Raw genomic sequence first — 23,273 nt, 5'->3', positions numbered from 1 at the left:
GCTGGAGGGATGCAGGATGGACGTATTTTTCGAACATGCAGATTTGCACGGGCGATTGGCTACTTTCGTGGTAGGTCCTGAAGAATCAGCTTATGTGCTGCATCCGAACCAGATTGTCGCTTTTCAAGGGAGGTCAGAGCAGCGCGAGGATTCTTTGATGAGGCTGCCAAGTATGTACCGGAAAAAACGTCTTTTGCAAGCGCGTATTTATGGACCGGCACGTTTTATGCTTGGAATTCCGGAAGGGTATAGTATGGTTGTTGTGCCTGTAGAGGCTCAGGACGATTTGCTTTACGAGTTTCGCCATGTTCTGTTTTATTCGGAAGGTGTCACGTTTACCTCTCACATACAGAGTGTCAAAAATACGCTTATTACGAAAGATTTAGTGAAAATGCAATTTCAGGGGCCGGGGAAACTGGGACTTCTAACGGCAGGGCCCATCTACCAGGTTGATCTAGATCCCAAGCAGCCGATATTCGTCGATGCCAGTTGTCTCGTAGCTTATCCCCGCAACACTAGCTTGCGTTTATCGGTGTACGGCAATACGCTGGCAAGCCAGCACATGAATTACCAGTGGGAAATGATGGGAGTCGGGAGGGTGCTCCTTCAGCCATGCAAGCCTGATCGTCACCTCGATGAGCATATGAAAAGCGATAGTTTATTGCGGCGAATTGCTCGGGAGATATTGCCATTTGGCGGTGTTTTTATCAAATAAAAAATTAGCAGAAAAAAACATTTGCATTTATGCTCATATCCTGATATATTATTCATTGTCGCCTCTGAGAAACATCAACGGAGAGACAAGATGTAGGATACATGCGGAAGTGGCTCAGGGGTAGAGCATCGCCTTGCCAAGGCGAGGGTCGCGGGTTCGAATCCCGTCTTCCGCTCCATTATTTTTATGAAGCTCTCTAACGGCTTCAACATCAGGTGTGTGCCCATAGCTCAGCCGGATAGAGCGTTTGACTACGAATCAAAAGGTCGGGAGTTCGAATCTCTCTGGGCACGCCATTTTTAGAAAAGCAAAATAACATCGGGACGTAGCTCAGCTTGGTAGAGCACCTGCTTTGGGAGCAGGGGGTCGCATGTTCAAATCGTGTCGTCCCGATAACGCGCGGGTGTAGTTCAATGGTAGAACTCCAGCCTTCCAAGCTGGTAGCGTGGGTTCGATTCCCATCACCCGCTTAAAGAAAAAGATCACCGTAAAGGTGATCTTTTTTGTTATGGCGGGAAGGGAAGAGAACCCACGGAGGGTTCGACCGTCCGTGAAGGCATCGTAGAAAAAACCAGAGTAGGACGCGCGTCCAAATTTACCGCTAGTTGCTTCCGTAGGAAGCATGTTAATGAGAATTTGGAGTATTCCCATCACCCGCTTAAAGAAAAAGATCACCGTAAAGGTGATNTCTCTTCGATAACCTGCTCTTTTTTTGATTTTAGCCCTGCGCCTTAACTTAATGATATTGCCGGTAGGCTGCTCCTTTTTATTTAAATTAGGGATAGTCGCCAGGGCTCAAAACGTGTACAATGGAAACAACGACTACTTAGACAGAAACGAGGACCCAAATGAACAGCATTGATCCTAGAGTCATGAAAGAATTGCTGCAGCTTCAGCTAATGAATAAGATGAGCTTATTGTCTGGCGATACGTCAACAACAGGTGCTGATGATTCAGGTGATTTTGGCGCACTGTTGGAGACCATTATGGGACAAGCATCGTCAGGCGGCAGCAATGACAAACAAGATCTGTTGTCCTCCATGATGGGCCAAACAACCGGGAAAATTCCAAGTTCATTAACGGCATTGAATAGATCATACACCCCACTGCAATCGACGAGCAAGGCAGCTTCTTCCTCGCAATTCGATGATCTTATTGAAACGGCCAGCAAACGTTACGGGGTGGATGCATCGCTTGTGAAAGCGGTCATTCAGCAAGAGTCGGATTTTAACCATCATGCGGTGTCCTCGGCTGGCGCCAAAGGCTTAATGCAGCTTATGGATGGAACCGGCAGCGGATTTGGCGTGACGAACCCCTATGACCCCGAGCAAAATGTAAATGCGGGTACGCATTTTCTTAGCAATTTACTCAAGAAATACAATGGCAACGAGGGGGTTGCACTGGCCGCATACAATGCGGGACCCAATCGCGTTGATCGCCTAGGTATACGAAACGATCAAGATTTAGCGAATAAACTCCATTTACTGCCCAATGAGACCCAGGCTTATGTGAATAAAGTGCTCGGTTATAAGATGAGCTACTCACTATAGAATTAATGGCTGATTTCCGTTCATATCACGGGATCGGCTTTTTATTTTTTTGGAAAGAAGCTTGAGTTCGTCTTGAATTTAGGCTTTAATGATGAAAGACATATATTGCTAGATGTGCGCAAGATAGAGGAGACTTATAACAAATGCTTTATTTCGATAACGCGGCGACAACTCCGCCATATGAAGAAGTGATTGACGTCATAGCCGAGGTCATGAAGCTGCACTACGGCAATCCGTCCTCGATACATAGACTCGGCTTGCAAGCCGAGAAGCTGCTGCAAAGTTCCAAAGGAGTGCTGGCAGGAGCATTCGGCGTAATGGCAAGTGAAATCATATTCACTTCATGCGGCACAGAAAGCAATAATCTTGCCATCAAAGGTGCAGCCTATAAGTACAGGAATCGCGGCAAACATCTGATCACAACGGCAATTGAGCATCCTTCTGTTCTGGAAGTATTCCGGCAACTTGAACAAGAGGGGTTCCGTGTTACTTATTTACCCGTTGATAACAGGGGGATTGTTAGCCTGGAAGCGCTTCGGGAATCGTTAGACGATGAAACAATTCTGATCAGTGTCATGTATGTCAATAATGAAGTAGGCAGCATTCAGCCAATTCAAGAAATCGGCAAGATGCTGGCTAATTATCCCAAAATAGTTTTCCATGTCGATGCGGTTCAAGCGATAGCCAAGCTGCCTTTTCGCCCGAAAGAGTGGCGTATTGATCTGTTCAGTGCGTCGGCGCATAAGTTTCGGGGACCAAAGGGCGTAGGTTTCTTATATCGCAGGGATGGGATTCTGCTGCAGCCGCAACTTGCCGGCGGAGGTCAGGAATACGGCATTCGGTCCGGAACCGAGAATGTTCCCCTTCTTGTGGGGATGGCGAAAGCGTTAAGGCTCTCGATGGAAGGATTAGAAGCGAAGTTGGTACGGATGTACCAAGTTAGACGACGCATCGTCGAAGGGATTGCAGATATTGGGGGGCTAACGCTTACGGGCTCGCTGCTGGAAGAGGAAGCTGCTCCGCATATCGTGCATTTTGCCTTCCCCGGTATGAAAGCCGAAGTGGTTGTCCATGCTTTAGAGCAGAAAGAGATTTATATATCTACCAAATCTGCATGTGCATCTGGGGAAGCGGATCCCAGCCAAGTCATGCTGGCGATGGGCTGTCGTCGCGAGCAGGCGATAAGCGGGCTGCGCGTGAGCTTTTCTGATGTGCACACAGGAGTGGATGCGGATCAATTTATTTCAGCACTACGGCAAGTTGTGAAAGAGCTTGCCCCGATGCTTATATCATCATCAGCCAGAAGGGGGAAGCGAAGTTGAAACCGGATTGCATGATTTTACGTTTAGGAGAATTAACGCTGAAAGGAAGAAACCGCAGGCGTTTTGAGAAAAGTGTCATGCTGCAAATTCGCAATGTATTAGCGGACTTCCCCGATTTGAGGTATATTCCGGAGTATGGACGCGTATATGTGGAGCTAGGGGGAGCTCCGTATGAGGAGGCGTCAGCAGCTCTTCTTAAAGTTTTTGGACTGGCGTCTTTGAGTCCTGCCTATCATGCTCCTCTTGAATTGGATGCTATACGGGATCTTGCACTTCGGATGATGCAGTCCTTGCCTAAGCAACCGGCTACATTTAAAGTGAGTGTTCGAAGAGTGAACAAATCGTTTCCTTATGACTCGCAACGAATGAATGTATTGGTAGGAGGGTATGTGCTTCAAGCGATCCCGGGCCTGCAGGTGGATGTTCATCAGCCTGAGGTTGAATTAAGAGTTGAATTGCGTGAGGAAAGAGCGCTGCTGTATGTTGAAGTCGTTGAGGGGGCAGGTGGCTTCCCGTTAGGTACGAATGGAAGGGCGCTTCTCATGCTCTCAGGAGGCATCGATAGCCCTGTTGCCGGCTGGCTCGCCATGCGTAAAGGACTCGAGCTTGAGGCGATTCATTTTCACAGCTACCCCTATACCAGTGAGCGGGCTAAGGAAAAAGTGATTGAGCTGGCACGGCAGCTCTCAGGTTATACGCATTCCATAAAGCTGCACTTGGTGCCCTTTACCGACGTACAAACTTCAATTCACCGAGTTTACCAAGATAATTTACTGGTCACCCTGATACGTAGGGCCATGTACCGCATTGCGGAGAAAGTAGCAGAGCGTGAAGGACTGGATGCGCTTGTTACCGGTGAAAGCTTGGGCCAGGTGGCCAGTCAGACATTATCCAGTTTGAATGTCATTGGCCGCGTCGCATCCTTGCCGATCTTGCAGCCATTGATTATGATGGACAAGCAAGAAATCATTCGAATTGCAGAAAAAATCGGTACGTTCCCCATTTCCATATTACCTTATGAGGACTGCTGCTCACTTTTTCTGCCGCCATCGCCCAGCACAAATCCCAACCTGCGTGTGGTGGAAAAGTTAGAACATAGCATGGACTTTCTGCCTGAGCTAATCGAACAAGCCGTAAGGCAAACGGAAACCATACAGATTGTTTATAGCGAAAAGAAGGAAGCGGCTGAACAGCATTTGTTCTAATGCCAGGTGGAACAAACGGAAAAAACAAGTATGTTTGTTGGAGGTATGAAGGATGTTAGACGCGCTCATTTTGTTTTTGCAAATTATGTTAATCAATATCGTATTAAGCGGTGATAATGCTGTTGTTATTGCGCTTGCAAGTAAAAACTTGCCGATTGCAGAGCGTAAAAAGGCGATTTGGTGGGGGGCATTCGGCGCGATCGCGCTGCGTTTGGTTCTTACCTTGATTGCCGTGAGTTTGTTGGATATTCCATTTATCCAAGCTGCAGGTTCTGTGCTATTGTTTTGGATTGCGATTAAATTGCTGACCGACGACGATAGTCATACGAATATCAAAGAAGCAACCTCGCTTGGTAAGGCGATCTGGACCATTATTGTTGCCGACTTCGTCATGAGTTTGGACAATGTTCTGGCGATCGCCGCCAAAGGGAACGGAAACAATACGGTCATCATTCTCGGTATTGGACTCAGCATCCCCATCATTATCTGGGGGAGCACCTTAGTTATGAACCTGCTTCATAAATTTCCGATTCTTGTTTATATCGGGTCGGGCATATTAGGTTATACAGCGGGGGAAATGTTCGTCAAGGATGAAAAAATGATCGACTGGTTCCTCATCGAGCACGAGTTCCTTCATGTTTGGATTCCAATCGCCACAACCGTACTCGTTATTGCTATCGGATTTACCGTAAAGTGGGCGCGCACCTTTAGATTAAAGACTCGAAATCAATAGATCAGATGGGAACCGTCAAGTTGATGAATCATCAGCTTGGCGGTTTTTCTGTTTTGTTCCAAAAAATTTCATGACATGGTGCATGCTGGCTGGTGGAAGATTTTGTTTTCGGGGAGCTTCGGCGCAGCGGAATATTGCCATGGCTGTCAGATCGGCTTGGAATGGAATCATTTCTTTCATTCCGCTAGTTCGAAGCCCTGCCGATCAAGCGCACATCTCGCTTGGTCTGCCAGAGACACCATACGTAAATAAGCAAGAATACGACCATAAGCACCACTGAGAACCGATACATGACCGCGTAGCTTCCGAAATAATTAGCGAAAGCACCCAAAACCATAGCGCCCATACCGATTCCCAGATCATTGGCGGAGAAAAAGGTTCCACTCGCGGCTCCCTTGCGATTGGGGGCGGACCGGGAAATAGTCCATGCTTGCAGTGCGGGTTGCAACGAGCCGAAGCCTACGCCATAGCATAAAGCAGCCACAGCCAAACTAAGCTCAGAATGTGCATAGGATAATAACAGCAATCCCGCAATTGTAAAAAAAGCGCCGGGCAAAAGTACCCATTCCGGTCCTTTGCGATCAAATAGCAAGCCAGTAACAGGGCGTACGATAAGTACCATGGATGCATTGCACAGAAAAAACCAACCGACATTCGAAATGCCGGCTTCACGGCCAAACAGTGTGATAAACGTGACGATGCCTCCGTAACAAACGGCTGTGCATAGCAGTAAGACGGATGGCAGCAAAGCGGATCTTTCCAAAAACCGATCTATCAGCTTTGGCCGTTGAGCCGACTTTACGAACGACAGGGTCTTCGGATGGGAGATAAACAATGAACTCAATAACGATAGAAGCGCTAAAACTGTAGATAGTTGAAGTACGCGCGGAAAGCCATAGCGGTTCATTAGCCATAAACCGGTTAATGGGGCGAGTGCCAAAGCAAACGTATTCGATAAGCCGTAATAACCCATACCTTCCCCACGCCGTTCCGCGGGTATGATGTCAGCAATTACCGTACCTAACGATGTTGTAGACATCCCCCAACCGATCCCATGAACGAAACGTGCAGCAAGGATGAGGGTGATAACGGCCATATACGAATACCCGGCTATCGTTAAAGCACAGATAGACAGCCCGACAAGCAGTACATGCTTACGGCCAAGCAGATCCAATGCTTTACCAGCAAATGGCCGAGTTAACAGTGATGAGATCGTAAACAATCCCATGACAAGTCCAACTTGAACCTCGTTTCCACCTAGTTGCGAGATATGGGTTGGAATCGTCGGGATCAGCATTTGAAAGCTAAAGAACAACAATAAGTTGGATAGCGAAGTAAGAAAGAAAGCTTTTGTCCAAAGCGGCTTCCGCTGCTTTGCGGCAGTTGGTTGTTTCATGATACCTCCCCGGTTGGCATGTAAATGGATGGCAACAATGCCTTGAAGACATACGCTAGTATGCCCCGGCTTTGGAATTCGAACGCAGTTCGTAAACGAACAACCTGTACAGAAAAAGGTGAGCTTACATGCAATTCGCGTCACTAGGCGGGCTGTGGTTCTCGCTTTCACATATCGGCGCAAATAAGCGTACGCATCGCCTAGCAATTTTATCCAAGGTGCGATACACTATTTGTAGAAGGGTGTCGAACCGGATACCCCGTCGACAATGAATTGGGAGGGATTCGTTTGGCTAGAAATAGCTACTCCATTGGGATTCTGTTAATCGCCGTGGCCGTGGTTTTACTGCTGGGCAAGCTGGGTGTTTTTCATTTTATCGCTTCTTTCTTTTGGCCGCTCGTTTTGCTGATTCCGGGACTTCTGTTCCATTTCCTTTTCTTTAATCGCACGCTGCCTGCAGGTGTGCTTGTACCGGGAGGCATACTAACTACGTACGCGTTGATGTTTTTCTATTGCAACATCTTTGGCTGGAGTTCAATGAGCTATTTATGGCCGGGGTTTATTTTGGGAGTGGCTGTCGGTTTATATGAGCTTCATCTATTTGATCACAACAGCGATCGTGGCGTTTTGATTGGCGCAATGGTTTTGGGCATTATTGCTGCGGTATTTTTTGGAATGACTCTTTTGTTCAAGCTTGGCATTTATGTGATCGCGTTATTGCTTGTTTTAGCTGGCGTTGTCTTGATTTTCCGCCGGCCAAGATCGTGGTGAGCTGCTTGTCTGTCTTGTAAATGTTTTGTGTTCGAGGGGATTTACCTTGCATAATGTCGAGAATATGCGTATAATAAGTATAAATGTCAAGCGTCGGCGCTTTTGTCCGACGCTTCTTTTATGAACAGAGACGAAAATTATAGGGTAGAGAGGGTTTGACATTCATGCACGCAAGAGACAAGATTCGCAATATCGCGATCATCGCGCACGTTGACCACGGGAAAACAACGCTCGTAGATAAGCTGCTACAACAATCCGGTACGTTCCGGGAGAACGAAGCGATCCAAGAGAGAGCGATGGACTCCAACGATCTCGAAAGAGAACGCGGAATTACCATTTTGGCCAAAAATACAGCTATTTCCTATAAAGATTACTTGATTAATATTGTAGATACACCAGGGCATGCCGACTTTGGCGGCGAGGTTGAACGGATTATGAAAATGGTTGACGGCGTTCTGCTCGTTGTCGACGCTTTCGAAGGTACAATGCCGCAAACGAAGTTCGTACTTCGTAAAGCGCTGGAGCAAAACCTGTCTCCGGTCGTTGTCGTTAACAAGATTGACCGTCCTAACGCACGTCCTGCTGAAGTAGTAGACGAAGTTCTGGACTTGTTCATCGAACTTGGCGCGACTGACGAGCAGCTTGATTTCCACGTTGTATACGCATCTGCGCTTCAAGGAACATCAAGCTTGGATCCTGAAAAGCAAGATGAGAACATGCATGCGATCTATGAAACAATCGTAAACCATATTCCAGCACCAACTGAGGATGTTGAAAAGCCGCTTCAATTCCTCGTTACTTTGATGGATTACAACGAATACCTGGGCCGTATCGGTGTAGGCCGTGTCAACCGCGGTAAAATTCGCGCCGGTCAAACCGTAGCTGTGATGACACGCGAAGGGGCTACAAAACAAGCGAGAATCGAGAAATTGTTCGGTTTCACCGGCTTGAAACGTATTGAAATTGAAGAAGCTGCGGCTGGCGATATCATTGCCATCTCCGGTATTAAAGATATCAATATCGGCGAAACGGTAGCAGATCCTGCTCACCCTGAGGCGCTGCCGGTTCTAAAAATCGATGAGCCGACGCTGCAAATGACGTTCCTCGTGAACAATAGTCCGTTTGCCGGACGCGAAGGCAAATGGGTGACATCCCGTAAACTTCGTGAGCGTCTATATAAAGAGCTGGAAACAGATGTGAGCTTGCGCGTAGAAGACACTGACAGTCCTGATGCATTCATCGTTTCCGGTCGTGGTGAGCTTCACCTCGGTATCCTGATCGAGAATATGCGCCGCGAAGGCTTCGAAATGCAAGTATCCAAACCGGAAGTTATCATCCGTGTGATTGATGGCCAAAAGATGGAGCCGATCGAGCGTCTGATTATTGACGTACCGGAAGACAGCATGGGTTCCGTCATGGAAAGCTTGGGATCACGTAAAGCTGAGATGGTCAATATGATCAACAACGGCAGCGGCAATGTTCGTTTGGAATTCTTGATTCCTGCCCGCGGATTGATCGGTTACCGTACGAACTTCTTGACGTTGACTCGCGGTTACGGCATTATGAACCATGCTTTCGACAGCTACGGTCCTTACCAAGGCGCAGGCGTCGGCGGACGTCATGAAGGCGTGCTTGTATCCAGTGAGACGGGCGTATCGACCCTTTACGGTATCCTCTCCGTTGAAGACCGCGGTATTTTGTTTGTACATCCTCAAACGGAAGTGTACGAGGGCATGATCGTAGGCGAGCACACGCGCGATAATGACATCATCGTTAACATTTGTAAAGAAAAAGCAGTGAACAATATTCGTTCTGCGAACAAAGAAGAGACTGTGAAGATGAAAACTCCTCGCCTGTATTCTTTGGAGCAGGCGCTTGAATATTTGAACGACGACGAGTATTGTGAAATTACACCGAAATCCGTTCGTTTGCGCAAAAAGATTTTGAACAAAAGCGAACGCGAGCGCGCTGAGAAACATCGTAAAATGTCCGAAGCCGGCGTTTAATCAGCATTTGTATAGCAGAAAAGGGAAATGTGGGCGCTATGCCTCGTTTCCCTTTCCCTGTATTTGCCTATGCTTATTTTATTAATTTTTCGACTTGGATTGAGGTGAATCTATGTTAACCGAATGGTTTGGTAACCATATTTACACGACATATGTATTAATTTTTATTTTCATGACCTATGTATATAACAAAGTGTTCCGCACCCGCAAACTGCCTGTTTTGAAGGCGCTTATCATTTATGTGCTGCTGGCGCTCGGATCGGCCATGCTGCTCGTTTTCCAAGTGGCGGGTTTGCCGATTGTTCTTAGCTTGGCAGTTGCCGTATTTCTCATGCTGCTCGTTCGCGTACGCTATTTTGTAGAAAAAAGAAGCGGGAATAAGCCGTCTCAATAAAGATTCGCCAGGAGGCATCGATGACCAGATATTGGTTAACTCCAATTGTAAACAGGGAGCCATTACGGTTTGGGGCTGATCGGATTTGTTGCGATCCGCTGGAAGTTCTTGATCACTTTCGTGATACAGCACATATGCTGCATCCGAGATTACTTCCTATGTTTAAATCGAACCTTCTTTTAAGTGATGACGAAGAGCTATGCGGTTCTGAATTTATCGAATTGGATTTGTCTGAGGCTGACGATGTTGTATTCGATGGAAATCCATATTATTTGTCACATTGCGCCGAAGCTTTTCTGGATCGTCTTTTAAATGTGCCTGAAGTCCTGCAGATGGTTTCAACCATGGACCTTGCTTACTTGGAGGCTCCATTTGACAAACAGCAGTTGTGGAAACAGCAATGGATGGCATGGCTGAAAAGCGGCTGGGACGTTATTTTGTTGAGAGAGGATGGGGTCTGACGTGAAGCTTCAGGATGCATTGTTTAACTGGCTTCAAATGCACATCGTGGCGGAAGCGAGGCCTGATGATGAAGCTGCCCGTGAAACCCGTGATTTTTTTGCTGTAATCCTTGAAGAGGATCATTTAGTAAGCAACTTTCATATTATGGATCAAGGGGATTCTCCTGCTATTTTCATTGCATATGAGCAAGAAGGGATAAGCAAGAAACAGCAGTTTGATCGTGAATCAGCCGAGAAGCTGCTGGAGGATATCAACTCCAATCCAAAATATAATAACCAATAACACTTTTCGTTTCGCGACATAACTTTTTCTATCCGACGTACAATAGGGTATATCTGGGTGTTAAAGGAGTGTTGGAATGGAACGAAAAATAGATACATAATGGTGGTAGGCTCGCCACCGGCTATGCTATACTGAAAGCGTAAGAATCGTTTCTCACCACCTTGTAGGAGGCGCAAACGACATGGCTGAACTCATCACAGCTTTACCGGAGCAGTTGTACTCAGTCCTTCAGCGTGAAAAGTTTTTACTTCTGAGCACTTTAGATGTTGAAACTGGCGCCCCAAATGTGCATGCGATTTCTTGGATTTATGCCAAAGACCTGGCCACTCTGCGTTTTGCTGTTGATGCGCGATCCCGGATCGTGTCCAATCTTCAGAAGGATTCTTTAAAAGGGGTTCCGTTTAAGCCGGCGTATGTCGACGTTGACATTCGCTCCGTTCAAGACGTTATGTTTTATGGTGCCCGTATTGTGACCGAGCCTGAATATGAAAAAAACTATGCTATCCGTGCCACTGAGAAATTGGACGGACAAGTGTTTGGTGTGATGAAAAAAGCCTTGACCTGCGTATGCAGTCAGGCTTTTTGTTGTATTCAGCGATTTATAAGTTTGGATTTGGGGCTTGATTCGCATCGGTGGGCCTTTGATTTACCGGTGGATTACGAATATCCCGCGGCAGCTGTGGCATGATGCGTCCTACGATATCCGCCATTTGCTCGGCAAATCCGGTTATTGGTCTTCCAGCTCTTACATTATCACGAATGTTGCGCAAGCGTTGATCTAAGTCCATATCAGCTGTAACGACGGCATTGACACCGTAGGGATCTTTTTTCAGTGCCTCTGCAACCGAATACTTCACAGTGCCGACTTTGGCCCGGTCTAATTCCTTTTTAATATTGATGCCGACGACAGCGGTATTACCGAAGACAACGCAATGCGCGCTTTCGACCTCAGGAATGCTGGTGGCCAGCTGCTCCAATCGATCTGCAACCGCTTTGGAATCTTTGATTTCTAACTTTTGCGGCGCGATTTGTTGAACTTTAATCTGATTGTTAGTTGGATCTTGAGGGGGGGCAGCACCATTTTTAGGCGCTTGACTACAGCCGGCAGCAAGGGATAGCACCAGCAACATCAGGCAGATTAGTCTCACTAGAATCGATCCTTTCTTTTCCTTGAATCTCGCGTTTAGTTTGTCCTATACAGCTAGGTTGTATGTATGAATCTAGATCTAACGCCAAATCCGGGAGGGGACACACAATGAAAAAAATTTACGTGTTAGATACCAATGTGCTGCTTCAGGACCCTAATGCATTATTCGCTTTCGAAGATAATGAAGTGGTTATACCCGCCGTGGTGTTGGAGGAAATCGATTCGAAAAAACGAAATGCCGACGAGATTGGCCGAAATGCGAGACATGTATCTAGACTGCTTGACGGGCTTCGGGCAAAGGGAACTTTGTCTGATGGCATTACACTTGAACAAGGCGGCAGCATTAAAGTGGAGTTAAATCATCGCAGCTTTGCCAAGCTGCAAGAAACCTTTGCCGAACTTACCAATGATAATCGGATTCTTGCTGTAGCGCTGAATTATCATTTGGAAGAACAAGCGAATGACCTCCCAAGACCTGTCGTTATTGTCAGCAAAGATACATTGGTACGGATTAAAGCGGATGTGTTAGGATTAACGGCTCAAGATTATTTAACGGATCGGATCGTTGCCCAAACCGACATGTATACAGGATATTTAACATTGCATGTACACCCTTCCATTATCGATGAATTTTATTCTTATCGTTACTTGAGCGTGAATTCGCTTAATTTAGGCTATATGCTTCACCCGCATGAGTTCGTTATATTGCGGGATGAGCTAGGCACTTCCAAATCGGCACTTCTGAAAGTGAATGCCGAAGGCAAAAAGCTCGAACCGTTGTTTATGAGCAATGAACCAATTTGGGGCATCGCGGCCCGCAACGCTCAGCAGCGCATGGCGCTTGAGCTTCTGCTCAATGACGAGGTTCCGCTCGTCACCTTGACAGGGAAGGCGGGAACAGGGAAAACGTTGTTAACGCTGGCGGCAGGGCTCATGAAAATTGAAGATGAACGGAAGTATAAGAAGCTGCTTATCGCACGGCCGGTCGTTCCGATGGGCAAAGATATCGGGTATCTCCCTGGGGAAAAAGACGAAAAGCTGCGGCCTTGGATGCAGCCGATCTATGATAATTTGGAGTTTTTATTCGATACGAAAAAACCGGGTGACATCGATAAAGTGCTTGCCGGACTCGGCAGCATTCAAGTTGAAGCCCTGACTTACATTCGCGGACGCTCGATTCCAGGCCAATTCATCATTATCGATGAGGCTCAGAATCTCTCCAAGCATGAGGTGAAGACAATCGTCTCTCGCGTAGGGGAAGGCAGTAAAATCGTGCTGTTAGGTGACCCGGAACAAATCGACCATCCGTATCTCGATGCGTCCAGCAACGGCCTCACCTATGTGGTGGAACGTTTCAAACAGGAAGGCATAAGCGGTCATATTACACTTGAACGCGGAGAACGATCCCATTTGGCACAGCTAGCTGCCGATCTGCTTTAAAGAAGAAAGCCCTCATCCCTATTATTGTTGGGATGGGGGCTTTCCAAATTTGGGCTGCTTAAACGATAACTTCAATCTGGCATTTGTACGCTCTCGCAATGCCGTGCATAAGCTCTTCCAATTGACGGTCAGTGACATATGCCTCGCGTCCTTGTTCGTTGTACCTGGCTATAATATGCTCTTCCATCTGCAAAAGCGCTTGTTGCATTTCAGCGCGGTCACTTGTCGATGTGAAGCGAAATGAGCAGATTAGCTTTTCGTAGAGATAAGGGTTGTCTGAACGGCTGATGAAGCCGTAATCGCTAAATAAGTCGGTTAATTCCGCATCATCCGGTAGTAGGCGAAGCGGCATGATCTCCGATTCTATTTTGTAGTGGTCCATGATTTCAAGGACAGCTTTCTGCTGCAGCTCATCGCTGACGATCAGCATCTCTTTGTCTCTGTCGAATAACTGAACTTTTCCAGCCAAAGCCTTTACGATTTGTGCATAAAAGCCGGGAATTTTGTTATCGGGCAAATCCATCAATAGTCCAATCTTTGGTATCATATACGTTTTCCTCGCTTTTGGTTGAAATATCGTACTTAAGCGTTGCTAAAGTGTGAGTTTAAGCTTCACTATCGCTGTGCCTTTTTTCATCTCGACGCCAACAACATCCAAATAGTTGACCATTTTCCTCGGAACGAAACCTAATTTAAATTCTTTCATGAAGTCTTCAATCGTCGTATCCGGAAGCTGAAACCCATTAAATTCGAGTTGATTCACGATAAATCGGACTTCATTCATATCAGGGTTTTCCTTCAAAACAAACGATCCTTGTAGCACAATACTAACATCACCTTTTTTTCCCTTGGCAATAATCTTATCTTCTGTAAATTCAAAATTCAAATTTTGCAGAAGTTCGTTTTTCGTATGAAGGTATGTATTAAAATCAGTGTCAGTAATCGTAATAACCGGATTTTTGATATTGGATAAGTCCAGATATTTATTGCTTCCATCAGTGACATATTGCGGCAGTTCTTTGAATGCCGAGGATAGATTGTTTAAATATTCGCGGAACAGCGGAATGCCTTGGTCTTTCCATTGATTGTTTAAGCTTTTGATTTGCTCTTGGATGGCTGCCGCTTGTACGCTAACTGCTAATTGTTTATCCAACTCTTCCTGAAGTTTTACGAGGCGTTCTCGCTGTAATAAATAATTATCCTTCGTCTTCTGCAGCTCGCCTCGCGAAGTCTCTAGTTCACCGCGCAATGCTTTCAGTTTTTTGAACGACTCGGTAAAGCTGGCTAATGCCCTATGGTCATTGTTAACAATCATTTGTAAATATTCGAACATTTTTAACGCATCGGCAAATGAGCTGATAGAGAACATCAGCATCCAGATGGAATCCCGATCTCCGGTGTAATAAGCGCGCAGCACTTTGCCGGCATGCTTTCTTGTATTCTCAACTTCCTTGTTTTGTTTGTCGACATCGCGTTCATTTTGTTTGATTTGAACGACGATTTTGGCATCCTGTTCATTTAAACGGGCAACTTCTTTATCAATTTCATAAATGGTAAGCCCTTTTTGCACGAGTTGCTTCGTTTCATCGGGTGAATTCGCGTGTTCTTCAGCAAGGGCTGTATAGACTGGAAATAAGCTGGAATGAATCAATAAAGCCGACATCAGTATGGCTGCAATTTTATATTTCATCTAACGAACGCTCCCCCTGTGAACAGATTATCATATTTCTATTAAATGAAGCACAAAAAAATACTTACCCCGGGGAAGAGGTAAGTATGAAAAGACTGAATCTATTTTTTTGCAGGTGCAATGAGTTTAAGAATGTCATCGAAATTTTTTACGTTCTTGGGAACTTCTTTCGTTAATGCGGTTGCTGCATTAATCGCATCGTAAGTTTGGTGCAATGTGATGTGATTATCGGCCGATTTGCCATCCGCCGCTGCTGCAGAGAAGTTTAAATCCATGGATTCGTCGCGGATAAAGCCTTGAGTATCTATCGCGAGGCTCAGTTTACTCGGAGCATGGATTTGGACCACATTCGCTTGAGCCTTCTTCATCTGTTCGGCTTTGTCAGCGGTAACGAGTCCATTCGTTTGAAGTATATTGATGAGTTCAGGCATTTTGGTTTGAAGGATCGTGTTAATTTCTTTTTCATTTTTGTTCGTCACTTCCAAATTGATCGAAGTGGCGGTTGATCCATCTTTGAGTTTAACGGGATCTTTCTCTTGTTTATACCATCTAGCATCCGTGCCGCTAAAAATCAATCCTGCCATTGAAGTCGTCAATTGCGACGTGTTTTTCAAGCTGTCTAGCGTCAACGGCGATTTGCTGTTTTGGCTCATTTGCTGAAGATCGATTGCGTAGTACTCGTCAGGCGTTTTATTTAAAGCTGGCATATTAAAATACATTTTGCTATCTTTAATGAGAACTGGAATTTCAAAGGGTGAAGTCGAACCTTTTGGGGTTATTTTCAAATCTGTCTGGAATTGGAGCGGGTCGATGTTGCTGATCCCTTTCCAATCGATCGTGCTTTCACGGACCAATGACAGCAACCCATTCGTTAAAGGGTTTGTTGACTTCATTAAAGCGTCGCTGATGCCTAAAGTTGTACTGCCTTCGAACGTATAAGATTTCATTTCTTTTTGCTTGTCAAGCGCTTGCAGGGCAGCTTCTTTGACCTTCGTGTTGTCTGTACATGCTGTTAACGATGTGATGCTGATCGCACCTACAACCGTTAAGGTGAACCATTTGTTGGACATGCTTTTATGTCTCTCCTTCCGTAATCCTACTTCATTATAAAGGTTTCCGATTCGTTTGTCTTCAAGTAAAGAAATGGGGGAAGCGATTTTGTTTGCACAGCTAGGACATCCCGATGTCGTAAATGCCTTGAAGAAGGCTATTCGCCAAAGCGAGACGCGATTCATATCGTTTCGCGATTATATGGATATATGTTTATATAGCGAGCCTGGAGGCTACTACCGGAATACGAATTTGAAAATTGGCAAAGGCGGGGATTTTTATACCAGCTCCTCGATCGGATCCGTTATGGGCGAGATGGTGGCGGCTTTTATTTGCCGGCAAGTTGATCTTGCAGTACCTTCGCGAGAAACTATTCATCTGGTTGAATGGGGAGGAGGTAATGGCCGTTTAGCCCTTCACATTCTGGATGAAATCAAACAAGCAGCCCCAGCTCTTTATTCTCGCTTGTCATATACGATCATAGAATCGAGCGGCTTTCATCGCGAATTACAGCGTCAAACGCTCGTGGCGCATACGGAACGAATTCAATTTATGAATGACAGTGAATGGTATGCAAGCGGGACCCACGATAATGTCTATGTTCTGGCGAATGAGTTGCTGGATGCATTTCCCGTGCACAGGATTCGATATCTGGACCTCAAATTTCAAGAGTCATTTATCTCATGGAACGAGAAGGAAGAACGTTTTGAGGAACATTGGCTTCCGCTAAAAGATGAGCCTTTATTAGACTTTATCGATCGTCTAAAAGTTCAATGGACAGAGGGCCAAATCGCAGAAGTGAATCTAGCCGCGGAAACCTGGATAGATGCGGTTGCCAAGCAGGTGAAAAGCGGATGCTGTATCATTATTGATTATGGTGATTGCGAAAAAGAACTCTACGCTGCACATCGTCATCGAGGAACGTTGATGTGTTATCGCAAGCATCAGGCTCACGATAATCTCCTAATCGCACAAGGTGAGCAGGACATTACATCACATGTGAATTTCACGTCTTGTATCGATGCTGCAGAGCGGGGCGGCTTCACTTCCTGCACGCTTCAAACACAAAGAGAATTCCTGGTGGAACAAGGGATTTTACTAAAGCTTCAAGACCACTTTGATCCCAATCCTTTCAGTGATGTTTCGAAAAGAAACCGAGCCATTCGTCAGCTGCTGCTGAGCGATCAAATGAGTGAACTGTTTAAAGTGCTCATCGCAAAGAAAAAAAGGTGACCCGACTGCTGAACAGTCGGATCACCTTTTTGTTGTTTGTTGTTCATTGAGACTGGTTTATACGGACATTTTGAAAAATGACCAATACGTAAAACCGCCGAAGGAAATAATCATATATCCCCAGAACAACAATATGTAAGTACGTTCTGACAAGCGCATATAGCCCAGAATGACGAATACGGCTGTTTGGAAAAAGAAAATCAGGGACATTGGAATCATATCTCCAGCTAAGCTCATCAATGCGATTACAAGTGTCCAAAAACCTAGAACCCGAAACATGCGATCCATTCTCGTTACATCCCCCTCTCATACCACGTTGCACTTTTACTACATCACATTATACCTTTTGATCAGAACAGTGTAAACCGTCAAAAGGTGACGAAATTAAAAACATTTCATCGTATAAGCGTAGTATTCCATTTTATCGGGACTCCATGTATGAGTGTCAAAAAAAATGGCAATACCATTTAGTATCAAATAGATTCTATGAACTCTAGTATGGGCATAGAAATAGTAATAATGGCACGAATCAATTTACCCCAACTCCCTACGAATTGATTCTCTTTATTAGATGCATAGGAGGATTGACCTTATGTCGGCAATTAGACAAGATGCTTGGAGCGATGAAGACGATTTGATTTTGGCGGAGGTGACGCTGCGTCACATAAGAGAAGGCAGCACACAATTATCCGCATTTGAAGAAGTGGGCGAACGAATTGGCCGTACAGCGGCCGCATGCGGTTTCCGTTGGAATAGTTTTGTCAGAAAGAAGTATGAAGCCGCCATTCAAATAGCAAAAGCTCAGCGACAAAAGCGAACGCAGCTCAAAAAACATGCGGCGGTGAGCATTTCCAGCTCTTCCATCGCCATGATCGAACCTTCAGAACTGAGCTCGAGCAAAACGGAGTCTTTTACAGAGGAAACGCTTTCGATTGATGCCGTGATTCGTTTTCTTCGCCAATGGAGAAATACGTATCAAGATATGAACAGGCATATCAAAAACTTGGAGAAAGAATTGCAGGACAAGGAAGACGAACTAGATAGGCTTGGCCGAGAGAATGATAAGCTGAACAAGCAAGTTAATGAAGTGGAAACGGACTATCGCGTAGTTAATGATGATTATAAAGCACTAATCCAGATCATGGATCGTGCCAGAAAATTAGCTTTCCTTGTTGAAGAGGAAGAAGAAGGCAAGCCGCGCTTCAAGATGGATGCTAACGGAAATTTAGAAAGAGTAGACTAACAATTTCACAAATAGTAAAGAAAGCTTCGGCAAAGGGGGACCTTCAAGCCGGAGCTTTCTTTTTCGTTATCGGAATAAGCTTTATCCTTTAGATTGGCATAATGGTATAATAAAGTTCCAGCAAAAAGAACCGTCGGTCGTGAAGAGAGGAACTTATATAAATGCGCATAATGATAGTAGGTGCAGGCTCATTAGGCTTGTTATTTGCAGCCAAACTTTTTCCGGTATGTGATCATCTCACAATTGTAACAAAATCAAGAGAGCAAGCTCAGGAGCTTCGAGAGCAAGGCATTAAACTGGACGGCATCAAAATAAATCTAACGAATCCGGAAGGGAGAGGCATGCAGCTCCTAAGCTTCGATGAGGTTTGTATGGACGAAATATATCCGGATTTTCTTTTTGTTATGGTCAAACAAACTGCGATTCATGATACATTCATCACACATTTGAAAAACTATATGTCAGATAGTACCATCGTAGTCTGTTTCCAGAATGGTATAGGGCATGAAGAAAAACTGATGAACACTGTGGGTTCAAACAGGCTTCTTCTTGCTGTAACAACAGAGGCTGCAAGAAAAGAAGGCTCGGTCGCAGTCACTCACACCGGCCATGGTATGACTTATTTAGGTTCTGCAGTTCAAACAGGCGGACCATCCCATTCTTCGCAAATTTTCTTGCGGGATTTACTAAAGAAGGCAGGATTTGAAGCGGCTTTGTCGAATGAGATGAAAGTACGGATTTGGAGTAAGTTGATCATGAATGCAGTGATCAATCCGCTTACCGCAATTTTGCGCATGAGAAACGGAGAATTGTTGGAGTCTCCTTGGGCTCTTACGCTCATGCGTGAGCTTTACGAAGAGGCGATGCTCGTCGCCGCTGGCAGAGGCATCGTTTTACCTGATGATTTGTGGGAGACGCTGCTTCATGTTTGTAAAGCGACCGCTCAGAATCATTCCTCGATGCTGCAGGATCTTATGCAAGCCAAGGGCACGGAAATTGACAGCATGAATGGCAGCTTGTTGCGTATCGCCAAAGAATTGAACCTGGAGCTTGCTGTGAACCAAACCGTCTATCGTTTCGTGAAAGCCCTTGAATAAGTAGGTGATTTGTTTATGAGCGTCGTGGCGAACTTCTTTTCAACCGTTTATGCTATTTTTGCAGTTGCTCCTTTTATTACTTTTATAGTGCTATGGTTTTTGGTGTTCTTTTTCATGAGAGACAAGAAAATAACGACAAGACTGACGATGGATATCACTACTGTATTTTTGATCGGCTCGGTTTCTTTGATGTGGAATCAATTATTTCAGTCCAAGTTTGGTTTCTGGCTGATTATGCTGGTTCTGCTCATTGCATTTGGAATGATTGGCGGATATCAAACCCACTTGAAAGGGAAGACCGAATTGTTAAAAGTAAGCCGTGTCGTATGGAGGTTAAGTTTCTTAGGACTTTCTGCGTTATACATCGTTCTCTTCCTGTTGAATATCGGAAAAAACTTTATTTTTTCGACATAACCATTCAAGAAAGTGCTTACATTTTTCGAAAAAAGTAGTTCCTTTGTAATATTTTTTTTAGAATTGTAGAAAATAACAAAGAAAATCATATAGATTTTATTGACCGTTGGTTGTATAATTAAAAACCGTGAGAGCCTTTTCTTTTGTTCATATTTAATTTAACAAAGGTAAATAAAGGCTGGACATTATTTTGCAATATGTTATAATTCCTTGCGTATACACTAGTAATTTTTTTTACCAGAGAAATTTGTTAGATAATGTAACATCAAAACGGTTTTATGTTTTGCCTTTGGGTTTTCGGTGTTAAGTTTATGTCAATAAAACTACTAAATAACACCTGACCATAAATTAGACATACATAATTTTAAAGGAGGAGTTTTATGAAAGCGACAAAGTGGGTTTCAACAGCGGTAGCACTTACACTTATGGGAAGTGTTGCAATTGGTTGCGCGAAAAGCGGGGAAACACCGGCTACATCACCAACTGGGGATACTAAAGGTACAGCTGCACCAGCGGCTTCTAACAAACCGCAAGAACTTAAAATCAACTTCACTGCAGAACCACCAGTATTGGATGTATCGAAATCGACAGCAAACGCTGTTTCCACAATTCTTAATGCTGTAAGTGAAGGTTTGTACCGTACTGACAAAGATGGTAAAGCTACTCCTGCACTTGCAAAAGATTTCCCGAAAATTTCAGCAGACGGTCTGACTTACACAATCGACATTCGTGACAACGCAACTTGGTCCGACGGTCAACCGGTGAAAGCTCAAGATTTCGTATATTCCTTCAAACGTACACTTGATCCTGCTACGAAAGCTCAATATAGCTTCATGGTAGCATGGCTCAAAGGTGGTGAGGCAGTAACTAAAGCTAAAACTCCTGATGAAGTTAAAAAAGCACAAGACGCTCTTGGCGTTAAAGCGATTAGCGATAAGCAACTTGAAATTAAATTAGAAAAACCAATTGCATTCTTCACTCAGTTGCTTGGATTCCTTGCGTTCTTCCCGCAAAGAGAAGACATCACTACGAAGAATGGCGACAAGAACGGCGCGGATGCCGACAAAGTGATCGGTGCAGGTCCATTTATCCTTTCCAAATGGGAACACCAACAATCGCTTGAACTTGTTAAAAACGATAAGTACTGGGATGCAGCCAACGTTAAGTTGACTAAAGCGACAATCAATATCGTAAAAGATACAAACACCGGTTTGAACCTTTATGAGACAGACGCTGCTGACTTGACTGAAATTAAAGGCGACCAATTGAAGTTATATGCAGGAAAACCGGATAATTTACCGAAAAGAGAGTTAACAAACTCTTACCTCATGTACCAAACGAAAAAACAACCGGCTCTTGCTAACAAAAAAATTCGTCAAGCGCTTGGAATGGCGATCGATCGCCAAGCATATGTAGATACTGTACTTGCTAATGGTTCCGTTGCTTCTACTGGTCTTGTACCTGACGGTACTGCTGATGGTGCGGGTGGCGATTTCCGTAAATCTGCAGGCGAAACACAACCGAAATTCGACGCGGCTAAAGCAAAACAATTGCTTGATGAAGGTTTGAAAGAAGCTGGATTAACTGCTCTTCCAAAAATGAAAATCAACGCAGACGATACGGAAACTGCGAAAAAATCCCTTGAGTTCATTCTTGCTCAATGGAAGCAAAACCTTGGATACGAAGCTGAAGCGAACCCGGTTCCGCATGCTCTGCGTATCGAGCTTTCTTCCAAGCATGATTTCGACATCGCTCTTTCACTTTGGGGTGCTGACTACAACGATCCAATGACATTCCTTGATATGTGGATCACTGGCGGAGAGTTTGATGAAGGCGACTACAGCAATCCTCAATACGACGCTTTGATTAAACAAGCACAAACAGAGGTTGACGCGTCCAAACGTGCTAAAGCAATGGTAGAAGCTGAGAAAATCCTGATGGATGATCAAGGCGTTGCTCCACTTTACTTCCGTACTCGCGCTTACGTGAAAAAGCCTAATATCGATGGATTGATTCTTCCTTCCTTCGGTCCTGAGTGGGAACTGAAATGGGCTTCCGTTAAGTAATAACGAAGTCGAATACAACACACTTCATGAGAAGAGGCCGTTCGCACCTCGTGGGAGCGGCCTCTTCTAAATTTCTTGGCTATTATACTAATATAAGGAGGAGCACTATGGTTAAGTTCATTCTTCGCCGTCTCTTATATGCGCTTATTACGTTATGGCTCATCGCAACATTTACATTCGTGTTGATGAAAAACTTACCTGGAGATCCGCTGGGAGAAGGCTCTGAACGGATTCCGAAAGAAACGAAAGCAATGTTGTTGAAGCAATACGGATTAGATAAGCCATTATGGGAGCAATACCTGACATTCATGAACAATATCATCCATGGCGATCTAGGAGCTTCCTTTCAATTCCCTGCTCACAAAGTAACTGATATTATTAAACAAGCATTTCCTTCATCTCTTGAACTTGGTTTGATCGCTATCGTCATTGCTATTATCGTGGGTTTAACATTAGGAATTATAGCAGCGTTGAAACATAATAAAGCTGGTGACTATACAGCCATGTTCATTGCAGTTGTTGGGGTTTCTATTCCTTCCTTTGTTCTTGGACCTTTGTTGTCATACTACATTGGCGTTAAATGGGGCATTCTTCCTGCAGGTTTATGGAAAGGAACTTTATTGACAGGTACTCAATATCGAGTATTGCCTGCAATAGCGCTCTCTTTTGGTACTATAGCGATTTTGGCCCGCTTAATGCGAACATCGATGCTTGACGTATTGAATCAGGATTATATCAAGACGGCGAAAGCAAAAGGTCTTAGCAATTTCACGGTTGTCGTAAAACATACGATCCGTAATGCAATATTACCGGTTATTACGATTATCGGACCAATATTTGTAAACGTAATCACGGGTACACTCGTTGTTGAACAAATCTTCTCTGTTCCAGGTTTGGGTAAGCACTTTGTATCTTCGGTTTATTCCAATGATTTTACCATGATCTCTGGATTAACAATTTTCTATTCAAGTATTCTTATTCTAGTAATCTTCATAACGGACGTACTGTATGGTTTTATCGATCCTAGAATTCGTCTTGGGAAAGGCGGGAAATAAAT

At 44.8% G+C, this 23,273-nt stretch carries 25 protein-coding genes and 4 tRNA genes; 22 read left to right on the top strand and 7 right to left on the bottom strand.

The window, feature by feature from the left end:
• Positions 1 to 16 precede the first annotated feature (16 nt).
• The 9 genes from ACFQZT_RS01660 (at position 17) to ACFQZT_RS01620 (ending at position 5,525) form a co-directional block, all read left to right on the top strand.
• Positions 17 to 715 (top strand): AIM24 family protein, encoded by a 699-nt coding sequence (locus tag ACFQZT_RS01660; protein WP_379295907.1) that lies wholly within the window; start codon positions 17 to 19, stop codon positions 713 to 715.
• Between the two features lie 103 nt (positions 716 to 818).
• Positions 819 to 893, top strand: a tRNA-Gly gene (locus tag ACFQZT_RS01655).
• Between the two features lie 41 nt (positions 894 to 934).
• A tRNA-Arg gene (locus tag ACFQZT_RS01650) sits at positions 935 to 1,011 on the top strand.
• Positions 1,012 to 1,034: 23 nt separating this feature from the next.
• A tRNA-Pro gene (locus ACFQZT_RS01645) sits at positions 1,035 to 1,108 on the top strand.
• Positions 1,109 to 1,114: 6 nt separating this feature from the next.
• A tRNA-Gly gene (locus ACFQZT_RS01640) sits at positions 1,115 to 1,185 on the top strand.
• Positions 1,186 to 1,563: 378 nt separating this feature from the next.
• The gene (locus ACFQZT_RS01635) at positions 1,564 to 2,265 is read left to right on the top strand and encodes a lytic transglycosylase domain-containing protein (protein WP_379295905.1); all 702 of its coding nucleotides are present in this window, start codon (positions 1,564 to 1,566) and stop codon (positions 2,263 to 2,265) included.
• Between the two features lie 143 nt (positions 2,266 to 2,408).
• Complete coding sequence (locus ACFQZT_RS01630) at positions 2,409 to 3,587, top strand: cysteine desulfurase family protein (RefSeq protein ID WP_379295903.1); 1,179 nt, start codon at positions 2,409 to 2,411, stop codon at positions 3,585 to 3,587.
• The gene (gene thiI / locus ACFQZT_RS01625; protein WP_379295901.1) at positions 3,584 to 4,792 is read left to right on the top strand and encodes a tRNA uracil 4-sulfurtransferase ThiI; all 1,209 of its coding nucleotides are present in this window, start codon (positions 3,584 to 3,586) and stop codon (positions 4,790 to 4,792) included. Before ACFQZT_RS01630 ends, thiI begins: the two co-directional genes overlap by 4 nt.
• A gap of 52 nt (positions 4,793 to 4,844) precedes the next feature.
• Positions 4,845 to 5,525: a TerC family protein gene (locus ACFQZT_RS01620; protein ID WP_379295899.1), complete on the top strand. Its 681-nt coding sequence runs from the start codon at positions 4,845 to 4,847 to the stop codon at positions 5,523 to 5,525.
• Between the two features lie 15 nt (positions 5,526 to 5,540).
• Here ACFQZT_RS01620 and ACFQZT_RS01615 read toward each other — a convergent pair whose 3' ends face one another.
• Entirely contained in the window at positions 5,541 to 5,705 is a 165-nt protein-coding gene (locus ACFQZT_RS01615; RefSeq protein ID WP_379295897.1) for a hypothetical protein, read from the bottom strand.
• Between the two features lie 4 nt (positions 5,706 to 5,709).
• Positions 5,710 to 6,921 (bottom strand): MFS transporter, encoded by a 1,212-nt coding sequence (locus tag ACFQZT_RS01610; protein ID WP_379295895.1) that lies wholly within the window; start codon positions 6,919 to 6,921, stop codon positions 5,710 to 5,712.
• Between the two features lie 288 nt (positions 6,922 to 7,209).
• Between ACFQZT_RS01610 and ACFQZT_RS01605 the strand changes: the two genes are divergently transcribed.
• From ACFQZT_RS01605 to ACFQZT_RS01580, 6 genes are all read left to right on the top strand, one after another.
• Positions 7,210 to 7,692 (top strand): LiaF transmembrane domain-containing protein, encoded by a 483-nt coding sequence (locus ACFQZT_RS01605; RefSeq protein WP_379295893.1) that lies wholly within the window; start codon positions 7,210 to 7,212, stop codon positions 7,690 to 7,692.
• A gap of 164 nt (positions 7,693 to 7,856) precedes the next feature.
• Complete coding sequence (gene typA / locus ACFQZT_RS01600) at positions 7,857 to 9,698, top strand: translational GTPase TypA (RefSeq protein ID WP_379295891.1); 1,842 nt, start codon at positions 7,857 to 7,859, stop codon at positions 9,696 to 9,698.
• 112 nt (positions 9,699 to 9,810) lie between these two features.
• A complete protein-coding gene (locus ACFQZT_RS01595; protein ID WP_379295889.1) occupies positions 9,811 to 10,092 on the top strand; it encodes a YlaH-like family protein in 282 nt (93 codons plus the stop codon).
• A 20-nt stretch (positions 10,093 to 10,112) separates the two neighbouring features.
• Positions 10,113 to 10,553 carry a hypothetical protein gene (locus ACFQZT_RS01590; RefSeq protein WP_379295887.1) on the top strand — a complete coding sequence of 147 codons (441 nt, stop codon included), beginning with the start codon at positions 10,113 to 10,115 and terminating at the stop codon, positions 10,551 to 10,553.
• 1 nt (position 10,554) lies between these two features.
• Positions 10,555 to 10,836: a hypothetical protein gene (locus ACFQZT_RS01585; RefSeq protein ID WP_379295885.1), complete on the top strand. Its 282-nt coding sequence runs from the start codon at positions 10,555 to 10,557 to the stop codon at positions 10,834 to 10,836.
• A 181-nt stretch (positions 10,837 to 11,017) separates the two neighbouring features.
• On the top strand, positions 11,018 to 11,524 hold the full coding sequence (locus ACFQZT_RS01580; protein ID WP_379295883.1) for a PNPOx family protein: 507 nt from the start codon (positions 11,018 to 11,020) through the stop codon (positions 11,522 to 11,524).
• Here ACFQZT_RS01580 and ACFQZT_RS01575 read toward each other — a convergent pair.
• The gene (locus ACFQZT_RS01575; protein ID WP_379295881.1) at positions 11,436 to 11,966 is read right to left on the bottom strand and encodes a YhcN/YlaJ family sporulation lipoprotein; all 531 of its coding nucleotides are present in this window, start codon (positions 11,964 to 11,966) and stop codon (positions 11,436 to 11,438) included. The two genes, ACFQZT_RS01580 and ACFQZT_RS01575, sit on opposite strands and share 89 nt — an antisense overlap.
• A gap of 125 nt (positions 11,967 to 12,091) precedes the next feature.
• Between ACFQZT_RS01575 and ACFQZT_RS01570 the strand changes: the two genes are divergently transcribed.
• Positions 12,092 to 13,423, top strand: coding sequence for a PhoH family protein (locus ACFQZT_RS01570; RefSeq protein WP_379295879.1), 1,332 nt, complete (start codon positions 12,092 to 12,094; stop codon positions 13,421 to 13,423).
• Positions 13,424 to 13,481: 58 nt separating this feature from the next.
• Here ACFQZT_RS01570 and ACFQZT_RS01565 read toward each other — a convergent pair whose 3' ends face one another.
• The 3 genes from ACFQZT_RS01565 to ACFQZT_RS01555 all read right to left on the bottom strand — a co-directional run bounded on the left by ACFQZT_RS01565 (position 13,482) and on the right by ACFQZT_RS01555 (position 16,183).
• Positions 13,482 to 13,970 (bottom strand): hypothetical protein, encoded by a 489-nt coding sequence (locus tag ACFQZT_RS01565; protein WP_379295877.1) that lies wholly within the window; start codon positions 13,968 to 13,970, stop codon positions 13,482 to 13,484.
• A gap of 45 nt (positions 13,971 to 14,015) precedes the next feature.
• Positions 14,016 to 15,113, bottom strand: coding sequence for a coiled-coil domain-containing protein (locus tag ACFQZT_RS01560; protein ID WP_379295875.1), 1,098 nt, complete (start codon positions 15,111 to 15,113; stop codon positions 14,016 to 14,018).
• Positions 15,114 to 15,214: 101 nt separating this feature from the next.
• On the bottom strand, positions 15,215 to 16,183 hold the full coding sequence (locus ACFQZT_RS01555) for a hypothetical protein (RefSeq protein ID WP_379295873.1): 969 nt from the start codon (positions 16,181 to 16,183) through the stop codon (positions 15,215 to 15,217).
• Positions 16,184 to 16,271: 88 nt separating this feature from the next.
• Between ACFQZT_RS01555 and ACFQZT_RS01550 the strand changes: the two genes are divergently transcribed.
• The gene (locus tag ACFQZT_RS01550; protein WP_379295871.1) at positions 16,272 to 17,396 is read left to right on the top strand and encodes a class I SAM-dependent methyltransferase; all 1,125 of its coding nucleotides are present in this window, start codon (positions 16,272 to 16,274) and stop codon (positions 17,394 to 17,396) included.
• 57 nt (positions 17,397 to 17,453) lie between these two features.
• On the opposite strand, the gene ACFQZT_RS01545 is transcribed toward ACFQZT_RS01550, so the two are convergent.
• Positions 17,454 to 17,684 (bottom strand): DUF2626 domain-containing protein, encoded by a 231-nt coding sequence (locus ACFQZT_RS01545; RefSeq protein ID WP_147949813.1) that lies wholly within the window; start codon positions 17,682 to 17,684, stop codon positions 17,454 to 17,456.
• A gap of 304 nt (positions 17,685 to 17,988) precedes the next feature.
• Here ACFQZT_RS01545 and ACFQZT_RS01540 point away from each other — a divergent pair, with 304 nt between their 5' ends.
• From ACFQZT_RS01540 to ACFQZT_RS01520, 5 genes are all read left to right on the top strand, one after another.
• On the top strand, positions 17,989 to 18,639 hold the full coding sequence (locus ACFQZT_RS01540; RefSeq protein ID WP_379295869.1) for an RsfA family transcriptional regulator: 651 nt from the start codon (positions 17,989 to 17,991) through the stop codon (positions 18,637 to 18,639).
• Positions 18,640 to 18,800: 161 nt separating this feature from the next.
• Positions 18,801 to 19,736 carry a ketopantoate reductase family protein gene (locus tag ACFQZT_RS01535; protein ID WP_379295867.1) on the top strand — a complete coding sequence of 312 codons (936 nt, stop codon included), beginning with the start codon at positions 18,801 to 18,803 and terminating at the stop codon, positions 19,734 to 19,736.
• Positions 19,737 to 19,751: 15 nt separating this feature from the next.
• Entirely contained in the window at positions 19,752 to 20,150 is a 399-nt protein-coding gene (locus ACFQZT_RS01530) for a DUF3397 domain-containing protein (protein ID WP_379295865.1), read from the top strand.
• Positions 20,151 to 20,530: 380 nt separating this feature from the next.
• Positions 20,531 to 22,216 (top strand): peptide ABC transporter substrate-binding protein, encoded by a 1,686-nt coding sequence (locus ACFQZT_RS01525; protein WP_379295863.1) that lies wholly within the window; start codon positions 20,531 to 20,533, stop codon positions 22,214 to 22,216.
• A 107-nt stretch (positions 22,217 to 22,323) separates the two neighbouring features.
• Positions 22,324 to 23,271 (top strand): ABC transporter permease, encoded by a 948-nt coding sequence (locus ACFQZT_RS01520; protein ID WP_379295861.1) that lies wholly within the window; start codon positions 22,324 to 22,326, stop codon positions 23,269 to 23,271.
• Positions 23,272 to 23,273: the final 2 nt, after the last annotated feature.

It is taken from the genome of Paenibacillus sp. GCM10027628 (assembly GCF_042676385.1).
Taxonomy (GTDB): Bacteria; Bacillota; Bacilli; order Paenibacillales; family NBRC-103111; genus Paenibacillus_E.
Note: the sequence above shows the minus strand (reverse complement) of the source record. Positions and strands in the feature narration are given on the sequence as shown.